A 14,609-nucleotide genomic window follows, 5' to 3' on the forward strand; every position below is an offset into this window, starting at 1 on the left:
AAATAGGCAAATATGGAACCTCAATAACTTAGTATCATCATGATATATATTGTAATTTTTGGGCAAAAAAAAGTTCAATAAACAATGTTATTGAACAATTATTCCTATGAATATACTTTTCTATACGATTTCGGCACTTAATCCAGCTTGAAGTAACTTGGAACATCTAGGCACTAATTCTTCGTAAACTCCTGTCTTTACCGTACATTTTCCTTTATAATGAACTAACATTGCACATTGTTCTGCTTGAACTGGTGTGTGTTCGCATGTATATATTAATGTTTCAATGACATGATCAAACGTATTGACATCATCATTATATAAAACAATTTCATTATTATTTTGTTCTACTGTTTTTTCTAAAACTTCTTCTAAAACCTTTTCTTGAGTGCTCATCTCATTAATTTTATACAAATATACTATTTCGAAAAGAAAAAATTATCGTCTCTCACATTATTTTAACCTGTAACCAACTGCTATCCAATTATTTCTATCAAAATACTCAACAAACTCCAAATCATTGTCTTTGCATTGCTTCGTAATTAGTTCTAAATCTTCTTGATAAAAACCACTTAACAAAAGAACACCATCTGTGCGCAAGGTATTGGCATAGGTAGAAATATCTTTCAACAATATATTTCTATTAATATTAGCTATCACTACATCATACTTTTTACCCAGTAATAACGCAGCATCTCCTTCATAAGCGGTAATATGTTTACAATTATTTCGCTCTACGTTTTCAATTGTATTTAAATAACACCAATTATCAATATCGATTGCATCTATAGGTTGTGCTCCTTTCATCTCTGCTAAAATTGCCAAAACACCAGTTCCACATCCCATATCTAAAACCTTTTTATCTTGTAAATCTTGTTTAAGTAAGTGCTGAATCATCATATGAGTTGTCTCATGATGACCTGTTCCAAAGGACATTTTCGGTTCTATCACGATATCATATTGTAATTCTGGCTTTTCATGAAAAGGTGCTCTTACACCACAAGTATCATCGACTACGATTGGAGTGAAATTCTTCTCCCACTCCTTGTTCCAATTTACCTGTTCTATTTCTTTAGTAGAAAAAGTAATTTCGAATTCATCGGAGCTTAGTATATAAATGTCATCTAAAATACTCTCTTTCCATTCCTCCTTTTGGATAAAGGCCTCTAACCCCTTTTCTGTTTCAACAAAACTCTCAAAACCAGCATTCCCTAATTCTGCTATCAGAATTTCTGTAGCGGGCTGCAATGGTGAAATATTAAAATAATAGCCTATGTATATAGGTTTAGTCATCTTTATTTAAATTAGGCAGCAAAGTTAATACTTTGACTAACAAAAAAGGTATTCGCACCTACGAATACCTCTTATTTATTTTCAAAAATATAATTTAAAATGAATTAGCGATAGCTGCAAAACTATCAGGGTCTAATGAAGCTCCTCCTATTAGTCCTCCATCTACATCTGGTTTTGCAAAAATCTCTTTAGCATTTGTAGGTTTTACACTTCCTCCATACAATATAGAAACATTTTCTGCAATTTCTGCATTAAAGGCGTCTCCTATAGTTTTACGTATAAAAGCATGCATTTCTTGAGCTTGTTCAGGACTTGCAGTTTCTCCTGTTCCTATCGCCCAAACTGGCTCATATGCTAAAACAATATGCTTCCAAGCATCATTATCTAATTCAAATAAAGCATTTTTTAATTGCCCTTCTACTACATTAAAATGGTTTCCGCTTTTACGATCTTCTAGTTCTTCTCCAAAACAAAAGATAATAGTCATTTTATGCTTCAAAGCTGTATTTACTTTCTCTTCTAACAACTCATCTGTTTCCCCAAAATAAGCTCTACGCTCACTATGACCAAGTATAACTGTTTCTACACCTACACTTTTTAACATATCCGCAGAAATCTCTCCTGTAAATGCGCCACTTTCTTCTTGATGCATATTTTGTGCTGCTACATCGATATCAACTTCTTTAAGTTCTTCGAAAGCATAATAAAGATTTGTAAAGGTTGGAGCTACGATTATTTTAGCTTCTGGTGAATCTTCAAATTTTGCCTTTAATTCTGAAAGTAAAACTCCTGTCTCCGCAAGATTTTTATTCATTTTCCAGTTTCCTGCTACAATTTTTGTTCTCATTAATTTTAATTTATGTGTGTGGTTTTTATTTGGTTACAATTCTAAAAAAGATACTTACACCCTTATTCTAGGGTCTAGCCACCTGTATATAAGATCTACAAATATATTGATTAAGATAAATACAGAGGAGATTACGATTACAGCTCCCATAATAATAGGAAGGTCTGATGTATTTAATGCATCTACTATTTCTTTACCAAGACCGTTCCAACCAAAAATATATTCTACGAAAACGGCTCCTGCTAACATGGATGCAAACCAACCAGAAATAGCCGTCACTACAGGATTTAACGCATTTTTTAATGCATGTCTTTTAATTACCTGAAACAGTGATAAGCCTTTTGCCTTAGCTGTACGTATATAATCCTGACTCATCACTTCTAATAATGAATTTCTCATTAATTGAGTTACTACTGCTAATGGTCGTACTCCCAAAACTATTGCAGGCAATATTAAATTTTTCCATTGAATATAAGTTCCTTCTCCAAAATCATCTACTTCATATAAACTTCCTGTCATATTAAGGTTGGTATACTCGTGTAAGACATAACCAAACAACCAAGCAAAAATAATAGCACTAAAGAAAGAAGGGACACTCATACCAATAGTACTTATCAATTGAATTAATCGATCTGCCCATTGATCCTTAGTTAATGCACTAACGATACCCATAGAAATCCCTAGAAATATAGCTATTAAAATAGCAGACACAGCAAGTACTGCTGTATTTGGTAAGGTTTCTTTAATCACCTGACTTACTTTTTTACCGTTCTTCTGAAAGGACTCTCTTAAATATGGGTACTTAAGAACTGTTTTTGTTTTACCAATTGTAAATAATGAAAGGCCTGTATATTTTTCGGTGTCAAAAAATGAAAAGTCATTTTCTTCTATACTATGAAATGAAACTGGCGAAAGATCATTAAGATAATATCTATATTGCGTACTTAAAGGAAGATCAAAGCCATATTTTTTATTAATAATGTCTAATTGTTCTTTATTTTCATTCTGTCCCATCATCATTTGCGCCGGATCTCCAGGAAGAATAGTAAACAGAAGAAATATAACAGTAATTACTCCTAATAAAGTAAGTAATGCATACCCAAATTTATAGAAGTATTTAGTCATTACTAATTTGTCTTTTCTTTCAACTTTTCGACCTCTTCTAATGTATAGACTTTATATTTAAAAGTATCTCCATATAATCTTTTAGCATATTCCTCTATTGTAGTATTATATCCCGCATCTTTTCGGCGTTGATTAACATTTTCGACATCTTTAATTGGCCAAATAATCTTGATTGGTGTATTCGTATTATGATTCAATGTTGTTCCTTGGGTACCATATACTTGTTCTTCACCAATGCTCATTAGATGTCGGTCTTCCATCATAGCTACTAACCTAAAAGGAATTTCATCTTCTTCTCCAGCTTTTTTAATCAATGGAAGGTATTCATTTATTTTATTAGAATGCTGAATCACAAACCAAGCGGTTTTATTGGTCGGTTCTCCCACTAAACTTTTACCAGGGTATCCATGTTTTTTAAAGATTTGTTCTATAAACACTGTATTCGAAGAATCTATTGCACTCTGTTGTTGCCATAGATCTGTAGTTACTTCCTTTTCTGTTGCTCCAACTAACTTAGCAATACTATCTCGCTCCTCTACTGTCTTAGCTTGCATTAATTTTCTAAACTTTTGGTCTAGTTTAGCGATACTATCTAACTGAGATTTTAATCGTACATTAATTCTAGGTTTAGGCGGTTCTACTTTTTCCAAAATTAACTGATCAGCATCATTCCAGTGCAGTTTTTCTGTAATGGTTCCCGTATTTAGTTTTACTATTCCAGGATTTGATCTTAATATTGTTTTAAGAGCAGTTTCATCAGTACTATAAAAATCAAAACTTAAATTATACTGTTGTTTTTTCTGAGAAACTTCTTGAGGAGAAGATGCTGTAAGACCTATTACATCATACCCTTGAGCCATAGCCTTATCAGTAAGCCCTTTTATCTTGTTCATTCCTTCTCCTTCACTTTTTGATAAATTATACATTACAATAAGCACAACATTTTCTTTTTCTAAAAATTCTGTGGTATAATCTTCTCCATCTTTTTCAATGGCAAAATCATGAATAGGTGGTATGTATCCTTCATTAATCATTTCTGTTTCTACACCGATATACTTGCCATCAACTTGTGGATATTCTCCACTAGTCGTTACAATTTCTTCTTTACCATTTACGTCAAACTTCCAAGAGTACTTAAACTCTGCCTCTGGAGCCCCATCCGGAACTGACATTCCTTCTTCTATATTTGTTCCTATTTTATAAGCTCTAAAATCGAATGAAGGCAAATGCATTAATACGTGATACGAAAATGCTAAACAGGCCGTAAAAGAAACAAACACAATCCATTTATGAGAAGCTTCCGGGAGAATAGGAGTTATATATTTTCTTCCAAAGAATAATATTAAAATAAACACTAATAAAATCACATCTTTAGTAAAAGATTCCCAAGGAGTTAATGGCAGCGCATCCCCAAAACATCCGCAATCAGTGACTTTATTAAAGTATGCCGAATAAAAGGTGAGAAATGTAAAAAAGACAATCATACCCAATAATGACCATACCGTAAACTTGGGTAGATACCCTAAAAGCAACGTAATTCCAACTATTATCTCAAAAATACAAAGGAATACTGCCATAAGTAAAGCAATTGGAATCAAGAACTCCATATTTAATACGCCTTCACTAAAATATTCTTGTAGTTTATAGGAGAATCCTAAAGGATCATTAAGTTTAATAAAGCCTGAAAATAAGAAAAGAGCTGCTACAAATATTCTGGAAAAACCAACAAGTATTTTCATCATTAGAATAGTAATTATAATTTATTTTGAACAAGATAATAGGTTTACATCTTGTTACTTTTAGTTTAACAGTATTTTATAAAACCTACATTATTTCGCTTCACCTAAATGGATCATCGCAAAAACTGCGTAGTTAATCATATCTTGATAATTCGCATCGATTCCTTCACTCACCAATGTTTTACCTTTATTATCTTCGATTTGTTTTACTCGTAACAATTTTTGAATAATTAAATCAGTCAATGAACTAACCCTCATATCACGCCAAGCTTCCCCATAATCATGATTTTTATTCATCATTAATGTTTTTGTAATATCAATATGTCTATCATACAATTCTGTAGCTGTATCTGTCGACAAATCCGGTTGTTCTGCAATTCCATTTTCTAATTGTATTAAAGCCATAAGGCTATAATTTATAATTCCAATAAATTCAGAAACCTCTCCTTCATCTACCTTTCTTACAGCATTCTCCTGTAAACCTCTAATTCGTTGTGCCTTTATAAAAATTTGATCTGTAAGGGATGGTAATCTTAGAATTCTCCAAGCGCTACCGTAGTCTTTCATTTTATTAATGAAGAGATCACGACATTTCTTAATTACCGCGTCATATTGTGTTGACGTATCTTGCATATTACTGTTGAATTTTGCGTAAATTTCGCTTTAATATGGCAATTATACCAAATAAACATTAAAAATATAGTATAAACTCTTCTATGACTATTAATTGCAAAGGTTCTTTAATCGATCTCTCTACTCCAAAAGTGATGGGTATTTTAAATCTAACACCAGATTCTTTTTATGATGGAGGAAAATACAAAGACGAATCACAGATTTTACATCAAACCGAAAAAATGCTGCAAGAAGGAGCGACCTTTATAGATCTTGGAGCATATTCATCTAGACCAGGTGCAGATCATATTTCGATCGAAGAAGAAGAGAATAGAATTTTACCAATAATTACATTACTTCTCTCTAAGTTTCCTAATACTATTTTATCGATTGATACCTTTAGAAGTAAAATTGCAAAACAATGTATAGAAGCTGGTGCATCAATTATCAATGATATCTCTGCTGGTAGTCTAGACAAAGAGATGATTAAAACTGTCGGTAAGCTCAAAGTCCCTTATATTATGATGCATATGAAAGGTACACCGCAAACCATGAAATCTTTAAATCAATATGATAATCTGATTAAGGACGTGCAGCTTTATTTTTCTAAAAAAATAATCGAAGCCAGAAAAGAAGGAATTAACGATATTATTATCGACCCTGGTTTTGGTTTTGCAAAAAATATCGACCAAAACTTTGAGCTCCTAAAAAAACTTGATTTATTCAACCTTCAAGGATTACCAATTCTAGTAGGCGTATCAAGAAAATCAATGATTTACAAATCATTAAAAATTGACCCATCTAAATCTTTAAATGGCACAACATCCTTAAACACTATTGCGTTACTAAAAGGTGCTTCGATTTTAAGGGTACACGATGTAAAAGAAGCTATGGAATGTATTACACTAATGAACAAATATAAAGTACAGACTTAAAGTTTTTTAAAACGATGCTTTTTCAAGCTTTTCAAATCAGAGTTTCACTAATTTTTCTATTTTTACAAAAAGACCGCATTTGGATTTAATCAACCTTAGAATATTAGATGTCCTAGATATCGTACTCGTGGCACTCTTGCTATACTATATCTATAAGTTGGTTAAGGGAACAGCAGCAATTAACATTTTTATAGGTATCGTAATGATTTACTTGGTTTGGAAGCTTACGCAGTTTCTAGCCATGGAAATGCTAAGTAGTGTCTTAGGAGAGTTTATTGGGGTGGGAATGTTTGCTTTAATTGTTGTTTTTCAGCAAGAAATAAGAAAATTCTTATTAATGATTGGATCTACAAATTTTGGAAGACGAAGAAAATTTCTAAGACAACTAAAATTTATTAGGGACACTCCAGAAGATAGTCTTACGGATGTTACTGCTATTGTTAAAGCTTGCACGAAAATGGGAGACACATTCACTGGTGCATTAATAGTAATTAAGAGGAATACATCATTAGATTTTGTAAAAACATCAGGAGATGAACTTGATATTTTAGTAAAGACACCAATAATAGAAAGCATTTTTTATAAAAATAGTCCATTACACGATGGTGCTATGATTGTAGAAGATAATAGAATTGTTGCTACACGAGTAATTCTCCCTGTGACTAACGACAGAAACATTCCTTTACGTTTTGGATTAAGGCATCGGGCAGCTATAGGTATAACAGAAAAAACAGATGCACTAGCATTAATTGTAAGTGAAGAAACGGGGCAAATATCTTATGTTAAAAATGGAGAGTTTGTAATTTTTAAAACTCCTGAAGAATTGATTGAAAAAATAACAAGGGATTTACAATAATGAGCAACTATCCAACTAATATAAATCATTGTAAAAATTGTGGTTTTCAGATTGATCACTATTCCTTTTGCCCTGATTGTGGTGCTAAAAAAATAACGAAACGCATCACATTTAAAAACTTAACTCAAGAATTTAGTGATCGATTTCTTAATCTTGACAATTCATTTATAAGAACATTTATACACCTATTCACCCAACCGAATACTGTAATTGACGGATTCATTCATGGTCTAAGAAAAAGATATGTAAATGTTTTTAGTTACTTTGCTATTTCTCTAACTATATCAAGTTTATATAGTTTCATTCTCGGTAAGTATAAAGATGTAATCTTCTCGAATGTATTTACAGATGCCAATCAAATTAAAGCCTCAAAAGTAGCTTCTGATTTTTCGTTTGAATATCAATCTGTGATCTCATTTTTAACCATACCGATTCTAGCTTTGATATCGCGACTGGTATTTATAAACTATAAAAAATATAACCTTACTGAACATTTTGTAATCTACTTATATGCGTACTCACATATTACTATGGTTATAAGTTTTATTACTTTACCACTACTTCTAACCGTTAAAAACATATACTTAATTCTATGGGTTCAGTTCCCCGTTTCCATTATTTATATTGCATACGTACTTAAAAGTCTTTATGAGATAAATCTAAAAAAAATGCTAATTAAGACCTTGTTTTTTATTATAATTATGTCTGTTTTATTTGTGATTTTTAGCATAATCGTAGCAATTGTAATGATGAAAACAGGTGTTATGACCGGTGAATCAACATCTTCTATTTAATTAATATTAAAAAAAACAAGCGTAATATATAATGGATAAAACTGTTGCAGTTAATAATTGTAAGAACTGTGGAGATAATATAAAAAATGTTAATTTCTGTTCTAACTGTGGTGCTAAAAAAATCACAAAACGTATTACTTTTAAAAACTTACTTACAGAAATAAGTGAAGTCTATCTTAATGTAGATAACACTTTTATAAAAACAATTAGAGATCTTACTATAAAACCTCACTTAGTAATCGATGATTATATTAATGGTGTCAGAAAAAAACACCTTAATCTACCTTCATACTTTCTATTATCACTTACATTATCGACTATCTTAACCTTCTTAAAGGAAAAAGCTTTTAACATTGCATCTGAATATGAAAAATTAGATGACCAATCAGAAACATTGAAGTTTTTTATAGAAGTAACAGAAAAATATCCTACACTTGGTTATTTTTTATTAATACCTTTTTACTCGTTTATATCCAAATTTATATTTAGAAAATATAAGAAGTATAATTTCACAGAACATATCGTAATAAACACATACCTAATAGCACATCTAACGATATTAACCTTTATTCCTTATCTAATTTCGTTTAGCTTTGGTGATTATATAGAAGAAAGTAGTTTTGTTTTTTTAGGGATTCAGGCTATTTACGCAACATTTTTATTCAAAAATTTATATAAAATTAAATACATAAAGGTTATCGTAAAAGGACTTATTGGATTCTTATTGATTCTTTTAATCTTTATCGGATTAGCAGTTGCGATGGCTCTATCTACAAAGTTTCTTGAAGAATACGGGTTTCTTAACTAAGCTTCTCGGACTTCTGAAAATTGCACATCATAAAGATTTTTGTAGTAGCCGTTTTCAACCTCCAACAGCTCATTGTGGTTTCCTTGTTCTACAATCTTACCGCTATCCATAACGATAATTTTATCAGCATTTTTAATGGTTGCTAATCGGTGAGCAATAACAATAGAAGTTCTACCTTCTGTAATCTTGTCGGTAGCGTCCTGGATCAATTGTTCGCTATGAGAATCTATAGAAGATGTGGCTTCATCTAAAACTAAAACACCAGGATTAGAAACGTAAGCTCTAAGAAAAGATATCAATTGCCTTTGACCAGAAGAGAGCATCACCCCTCTTTCTTTCACATTATAATGATAACCGCCAGGAAGGCTACTTATAAAATCATGAATCCCTATTTCTTTAGCAGCTTTCACAACTTGATCCTCTGTTATATTCGTATTATTTAGCGTTATATTATTAAAAATAGTATCTGCAAACAAAAACACATCTTGCAAAACTACAGCGATATGGCTTCGCAAAGATTTTAAATCAATGGTATCAATAGGTTTTTTATCAATAGAAATAACTCCTCCGTCGATTTCATAAAACCTATTTAACAAATTTATAATTGTCGATTTACCTGCACCAGTGGCCCCTACAATTGCAACTGTTTCTCCAGAATTAACAGAAAACGAGATTCCTTTTAACACTTCTTCTCCTTCTATATAACTAAAACGAACATCATTAAAATCAATATTCCCTTCTATATTCTGAAGTTCTATCGTTCCTAAATCATTTATCTTAGAATTTGTATCCAATACTGCAAATACTCGATTAGCCGCAACCATACCCATTTGTAGAGTATTAAACTTATCCGCTATCTGTCGCAGTGGTCTAAAAAGCATTTGAGATAACTCAATAAAAGCAATTACAACACCTAAGGTAATCACATCACCCTGCGCAGCTCTTAATCCCCCATACCAAACTATTAATCCTATAGTGATCGAACTAGACATTTCTGCAATAGGAAAAAATATCGAATTATACCAAACGGTTTTTATCCATCCTTTTTTGTGCTTTTCATTTATTTCTTTAAAACTATCATATTCAATATCCTCTCTAGTAAAGAGCTGAACTATTTTCATTCCAGTTATTCGTTCCTGTACAAAAGAATTTAAATTAGAAACTTGAGTTCTTACTTCTTCAAAAGCAGTTTTCATTTTTCTTTGAAAAACCCTAGTAGCAAAAATTATAAAAGGTAAAATTGCTAAAACAATTAAGGTAAGTTGCCAACTGTAGTACAACATAAAACAAAGAATAACCGCCATTTTTAACAAGTCACTTATGATCATAAAAAGTCCTTGACTAAATATACTGGCAATCGTTTCTATATCACTCACTGCACGAGTTACTAATCTACCTACCGCAGACTTATCATAATACTGTTTCTTAAAACCTAACATATGATCAAAGAGCTTCACTCTAACATCTCTAATCACCTCCTGACCTAACCAATTAGCAAAATATATAAATAGAAATTGGAAAATAACCTCCAATAATAACACTCCGAATATTAAGCTGATATAAAAAACTATTAATTTTTCATCCTTAGGAATAAAACTTTCGTCAATTGTTTTCTGTAATAAGAGAGGTCTTAACACCGCAAAAGCGGATAATAAGATAGCAGATAAAGCCACAAAATAAAATGTAAACCGATAAGGATTAGTGTAACTAATCAATCTTCTAAATAATTTAAAATCAAATGCCTTTCCGCTTTTTTCAGCCATTATTTTTTACAATAAATAGTTTTTAGGTACTGTACTTCTGTCAAATATAAACCATGAGCTGGCACAGAATACCCAGCTTCACTTCTGTTTTCACTTTTAATTATCCTTTCTAAATCTTCTAAACCTAATTTATGTTCTCCAATTTCTATAAGTGTTCCAACAATCGCTCTTACCATATTTCTTAAAAAACGATTTGCGGAAATCTTAAAAATTAATTTATTATCATTCATCTCCCAAACAGCACGGGTAATAGTACAATTATACGTTTTTACATCGGTTTTAGACTTACTAAAACATTTAAAACTCGTATAGTTTAACAGTAATTTAGCAGCTTCATTCATCAAGTCAACATCCAACTCTTTCTTTAGATAATACGCACTATCTATGCTAAAAGGGTCTTTATACAGTGTTACAAAATACTCATAAGACCTACTTATCGCATCAAACCTTGCGTGCGCATCATCACTTACCAAACTCATTTCTTTTATTGCAATCTCTTTAGGAAGAAGAGAATTAAGCTTATATCGAAATTGAACAACGTCCAATTCATCCTCATTATCAAAATGAGCCATTATTTGTTTTGCATGAACGCCAGCATCTGTTCTACCAGCACCAACAATATCAATCTTAGATTTCAACAATAATGATAGCGAATTTTCTAAAACCTCTTGTACAGAAATTGCATTAGGTTGTCGTTGCCATCCATGATATGGAGTTCCATTATATGAAAGTTCTAAAAAATATCTCAAAGGTTTATCCTATTTTTGTCCTAGTTCTAATCGCAAATATACTTTATAATATAGAGATGAATTATATAGTAACACTTCGGTTTATTTATTACATCATAAATCTTTCTTATTCAATAATTTGAAAAAAATACTCTTACTTAGCGATACTCATAGCTATATCGACGATCGTATTTTACATTATGTAAACGAAGCAGATGAAGTTTGGCATGCAGGAGACATCGGCGACCTCAAAGTAACCGATAAGATCGAAGCCATTAAACCACTTCGTGCTGTTTACGGAAATATCGATGATGACAAAGCCAGAGTTTGTTTTCCGCTACATCAGCGATTTTCTTGTGAAGAAGTTTCTGTTTGGATCACTCATATTGGAGGATATCCACCAAAATATAATCGCAATACAATACAGGAAATAAAAACAAACCCACCGCAATTATTCATATGTGGACATTCACATATTTTAAAAGTGATTCCTGACAAAAATAACGGCGTATTACATATGAATCCTGGAGCAGCCGGAAAACATGGATTTCATAAAGTAAGAACCATGTTACGATTTACATTACGTAAAGGAAAAATAGAAAACCTCGAAGTAATCGAGCTTGGTAAAAAATAAGACCCGAAGTTGGCATACTCCGGGTCCTAACGCACTAATACTACTAAGATTTTAGGTTTATCGTAATCGATCTACAGATTTTACGAGATTTTCATCCTTTTTTATAGCCTTGTTGGCTACAACTAATAAAACGATAGAAATAATAGGAATCAACATCCCAATACCTTTCTCCGAAACCAAGGTTTCTCCAGATAATGTTAGTGACCAATAAACAAATACTCCTAGTAAAATAAAGTTTAATAAGATATTGATACGCCCCAAAACAAATTGAAGCTGTCTATTTTTAAATAAAAAAATACTTACTAAAGCCAAAATTGCTGACCCAGCAAACATTCCCAAAACCAAAAGATTATCCTGAGGTAATAATTCCTCTCCATTTTCATTAAGTCCATAAGGCAAAATAGTAGACAACCCACCGGATATTAAAACTACTAAAAACAAATAAACTGATTGAATTCTTTGTATCATTCCCCCTTATTCTTTTGGAAAAGCAAAAATAAGAGTTTCTTTTCATAATTATGTGTAAAAATCAAAAATAAAGTCGTATACTTGCATCACAATTTATGTAACCCATTCTATTTAGGTTACTTACCTTCAAAATAAAATTTTCCTAGAATTCTTCTTTAGAAAATTTAATACCAGAACCTTAAATTATATAACAAATTTAAATGTTAGAGATTTCTGAATTAAAAGCAAAAAAGCTTCCTGAGCTACAGGAAATTGCGAAAAGTTTAAATGTACCTAAATTTCGCACCATGAAAAAGTTAGACTTGGTATATCAAATACTTGATTACCAGGCAGCAAACCCTAACAAGGTAAAAGAGGTTATCACAGAAGATTCTTCTACTAAAACAGAGAAGAAAACCGAAAAACCACAATCAAAGCAAGCACCAAGGCAAAGAAGACCGCGTAAAACCGCAAACACTCAAAATCCTCAAGCTAAAAAAGACACAAATCCTCCTGTAGAAAAAAGTAATCCTGTTAAACAAGAGCCTAAGGAGAACACCCAACCTGCGAAAGAGGTCAAGGAAAACAAAAAACCTCAAAGAAAACAGGAAGACAAAAAAGAGGAACGTAAAGACGATAACAGGAAAGATAATCGCAATAGAAATAACGATAAATCCCAAAACAAAAACCGTAATAACAATAATAAAAAAGATAATAACGGAAATAGGGATAACGGAAATAGAGACAATAGAAATCGCTATAAAGAACCAGATTACGAATTTGATGCAATCATCCAAAGCGAAGGAGTACTTGACATCATGCAAGATGGTTATGGCTTTTTAAGATCTAGTGACTACAACTACCTTTCTTCTCCCGATGACATATACGTTTCACAATCACAAATTAGACTATTTGGGCTTAAGACAGGGGATACAGTTCTTGGACAAGTAAGACCCCCTAAAGAAGGTGAAAAATACTTCCCTCTTATAAAGGTAAATAAAATTAACGGCCTCGATCCTCAAGTAGTAAGAGACAGAGTTTCTTTTGAACACCTAACACCACTTTTTCCACAAGAGAAATTTAAATTAGCAGAAAGACAAAGCACTATATCAACACGAATAATGGATTTGTTTTCCCCTATTGGTAAAGGACAACGAGGCATGATCGTTTCTCAACCAAAAACAGGTAAAACAATGCTACTAAAGGATGTAGCCAATGCAATTGCAGCCAATCATCCCGAAGTATACCAAATGATATTACTGATCGATGAAAGACCCGAAGAAGTTACCGACATGCAGCGTAATGTTCGTGGAGAAGTTATAGCATCAACATTTGACAAGGAAGCTCACGAGCACGTGAAAATAGCCAATATAGTTTTAGAAAAAGCTAAAAGATTAGTAGAATGCGGTCATGATGTAGTAATACTACTAGACTCTATTACCCGTTTAGCAAGAGCATACAATACTGTACAACCTGCTTCTGGTAAAATTCTTAGTGGTGGTGTTGATGCAAATGCACTACACAAACCAAAACGTTTCTTTGGAGCAGCACGTAATATAGAAAATGGAGGATCCCTTACTATTATCGCCACAGCCTTAACAGAAACCGGCTCTAAGATGGACGAAGTTATTTTTGAAGAGTTCAAAGGAACAGGTAATATGGAATTACAATTAGATCGTAAAATATCCAATCGTAGAATTTTCCCTGCTATTGATCTTACATCGTCAAGTACACGTAGAGATGACATATTATTAGACGAAAACACAATACAAAGGATGTGGGTAATGAGAAAATACCTAGCGGATATGAATCCTGTAGAAGCTATGGAATTTATCAATGAGCGTTTTAAACAAACAAGAAACAATGATGAATTCTTGATTTCCATGAACGGATAAAACACACCTTATATATATAATGTAGAAAATGGCTGTCACTAAAATGACAGCCATTTTTTTATTTACAGTTTTTTTAAGGATCATAATCAGCACATCTATGTAATTTTGCAATAAAGATTAAACACTGAAAGGT

General features: G+C 32.0%; 15 protein-coding genes. 6 read left to right on the top strand and 9 right to left on the bottom strand.

Annotation, left to right across the window (positions count from 1 at the left end; translation table 11 throughout):
• Positions 1-120: 120 nt before the first annotated feature.
• The 6 genes from H526_RS0107850 to H526_RS0107875 form a co-directional block, all read right to left on the bottom strand.
• Positions 121-396 (bottom strand): ATP-dependent Clp protease adaptor ClpS, encoded by a 276-nt coding sequence (locus H526_RS0107850; RefSeq protein ID WP_027392496.1) that lies wholly within the window; start codon positions 394-396, stop codon positions 121-123.
• Positions 397-453: 57 nt separating this feature from the next.
• Positions 454-1,293, bottom strand: coding sequence for a 50S ribosomal protein L11 methyltransferase (gene prmA, locus H526_RS0107855; protein WP_027392497.1), 840 nt, complete (start codon positions 1,291-1,293; stop codon positions 454-456).
• A 94-nt stretch (positions 1,294-1,387) separates the two neighbouring features.
• Positions 1,388-2,140: a triose-phosphate isomerase gene (tpiA, locus tag H526_RS0107860; RefSeq protein ID WP_027392498.1), complete on the bottom strand. Its 753-nt coding sequence runs from the start codon at positions 2,138-2,140 to the stop codon at positions 1,388-1,390.
• 54 nt (positions 2,141-2,194) lie between these two features.
• Positions 2,195-3,265, bottom strand: a complete 1,071-nt coding sequence (locus H526_RS0107865) for an ABC transporter permease (RefSeq protein ID WP_027392499.1) — start codon at positions 3,263-3,265, stop codon at positions 2,195-2,197.
• Positions 3,266-3,267: 2 nt separating this feature from the next.
• Positions 3,268-5,007, bottom strand: coding sequence for a BT_3928 family protein (locus tag H526_RS0107870; RefSeq protein WP_245591192.1), 1,740 nt, complete (start codon positions 5,005-5,007; stop codon positions 3,268-3,270).
• Between the two features lie 87 nt (positions 5,008-5,094).
• Entirely contained in the window at positions 5,095-5,637 is a 543-nt protein-coding gene (locus tag H526_RS0107875) for a DUF1599 domain-containing protein (protein ID WP_027392501.1), read from the bottom strand.
• A gap of 83 nt (positions 5,638-5,720) precedes the next feature.
• Here H526_RS0107875 and folP point away from each other — a divergent pair, with 83 nt between their 5' ends.
• The 4 genes from folP (at position 5,721) to H526_RS0107895 (ending at position 9,009) form a co-directional block, all read left to right on the top strand.
• Positions 5,721-6,551, top strand: a complete 831-nt coding sequence (gene folP, locus H526_RS0107880) for a dihydropteroate synthase (RefSeq protein WP_027392502.1) — start codon at positions 5,721-5,723, stop codon at positions 6,549-6,551.
• 79 nt (positions 6,552-6,630) lie between these two features.
• Positions 6,631-7,407, top strand: coding sequence for a diadenylate cyclase (locus H526_RS0107885; RefSeq protein ID WP_027392503.1), 777 nt, complete (start codon positions 6,631-6,633; stop codon positions 7,405-7,407).
• The gene (locus tag H526_RS28630; protein WP_051336052.1) at positions 7,407-8,201 is read left to right on the top strand and encodes a DUF3667 domain-containing protein; all 795 of its coding nucleotides are present in this window, start codon (positions 7,407-7,409) and stop codon (positions 8,199-8,201) included. The genes H526_RS0107885 and H526_RS28630 overlap by 1 nt, the downstream gene beginning before the upstream one ends.
• Before the next feature lie 31 nt (positions 8,202-8,232).
• Complete coding sequence (locus H526_RS0107895) at positions 8,233-9,009, top strand: DUF3667 domain-containing protein (protein ID WP_027392504.1); 777 nt, start codon at positions 8,233-8,235, stop codon at positions 9,007-9,009.
• Here H526_RS0107895 and H526_RS0107900 read toward each other — a convergent pair.
• On the bottom strand, positions 9,006-10,772 hold the full coding sequence (locus H526_RS0107900) for an ABC transporter ATP-binding protein (RefSeq protein ID WP_027392505.1): 1,767 nt from the start codon (positions 10,770-10,772) through the stop codon (positions 9,006-9,008). The genes H526_RS0107895 and H526_RS0107900 overlap by 4 nt on opposite strands.
• On the bottom strand, positions 10,772-11,521 hold the full coding sequence (truA, locus tag H526_RS0107905) for a tRNA pseudouridine(38-40) synthase TruA (RefSeq protein ID WP_027392506.1): 750 nt from the start codon (positions 11,519-11,521) through the stop codon (positions 10,772-10,774). The genes H526_RS0107900 and truA overlap by 1 nt, the downstream gene beginning before the upstream one ends.
• 118 nt (positions 11,522-11,639) lie before the next feature.
• Here truA and H526_RS0107910 point away from each other — a divergent pair, with 118 nt between their 5' ends.
• Positions 11,640-12,134, top strand: a complete 495-nt coding sequence (locus H526_RS0107910; RefSeq protein WP_027392507.1) for a metallophosphoesterase family protein — start codon at positions 11,640-11,642, stop codon at positions 12,132-12,134.
• Positions 12,135-12,191: 57 nt separating this feature from the next.
• Here the strand turns inward: H526_RS0107910 and H526_RS0107915 are convergent, their stop codons facing one another.
• Complete coding sequence (locus H526_RS0107915; protein ID WP_027392508.1) at positions 12,192-12,602, bottom strand: DUF4293 domain-containing protein; 411 nt, start codon at positions 12,600-12,602, stop codon at positions 12,192-12,194.
• Positions 12,603-12,802: 200 nt separating this feature from the next.
• Between H526_RS0107915 and rho the strand changes: the two genes are divergently transcribed.
• Positions 12,803-14,476, top strand: a complete 1,674-nt coding sequence (gene rho / locus H526_RS0107920) for a transcription termination factor Rho (protein ID WP_027392509.1) — start codon at positions 12,803-12,805, stop codon at positions 14,474-14,476.
• Positions 14,477-14,609 lie beyond the last annotated feature (133 nt).

This window comes from Aquimarina latercula DSM 2041 (assembly GCF_000430645.1).
Taxonomy (GTDB): Bacteria; Bacteroidota; Bacteroidia; order Flavobacteriales; family Flavobacteriaceae; genus Aquimarina; species Aquimarina latercula.

Bases quoted from the DNA above. Each gene is read 5' to 3' on its own strand.
- H526_RS0107850 (WP_027392496.1), bottom strand. From the start codon at position 396: ATGAGCACTCAAGAAAAGGTTTTAGAAGAAGTTTTAGAAAAAACAGTA.
- prmA (WP_027392497.1), bottom strand. From the start codon at position 1,293: ATGACTAAACCTATATACATAGGCTATTATTTTAATATTTCACCATTG.
- tpiA (WP_027392498.1), bottom strand. From the start codon at position 2,140: ATGAGAACAAAAATTGTAGCAGGAAACTGGAAAATGAATAAAAATCTT.
- H526_RS0107865 (WP_027392499.1), bottom strand. From the start codon at position 3,265: ATGACTAAATACTTCTATAAATTTGGGTATGCATTACTTACTTTATTA.
- H526_RS0107870 (WP_245591192.1), bottom strand. From the start codon at position 5,007: ATGATGAAAATACTTGTTGGTTTTTCCAGAATATTTGTAGCAGCTCTT.
- H526_RS0107875 (WP_027392501.1), bottom strand. From the start codon at position 5,637: ATGCAAGATACGTCAACACAATATGACGCGGTAATTAAGAAATGTCGT.
- folP (WP_027392502.1), top strand. From the start codon at position 5,721: ATGACTATTAATTGCAAAGGTTCTTTAATCGATCTCTCTACTCCAAAA.
- H526_RS28630 (WP_051336052.1), top strand. From the start codon at position 7,407: ATGAGCAACTATCCAACTAATATAAATCATTGTAAAAATTGTGGTTTT.
- H526_RS0107895 (WP_027392504.1), top strand. From the start codon at position 8,233: ATGGATAAAACTGTTGCAGTTAATAATTGTAAGAACTGTGGAGATAAT.
- H526_RS0107900 (WP_027392505.1), bottom strand. From the start codon at position 10,772: ATGGCTGAAAAAAGCGGAAAGGCATTTGATTTTAAATTATTTAGAAGA.
- H526_RS0107915 (WP_027392508.1), bottom strand. From the start codon at position 12,602: ATGATACAAAGAATTCAATCAGTTTATTTGTTTTTAGTAGTTTTAATA.
- rho (WP_027392509.1), top strand. From the start codon at position 12,803: ATGTTAGAGATTTCTGAATTAAAAGCAAAAAAGCTTCCTGAGCTACAG.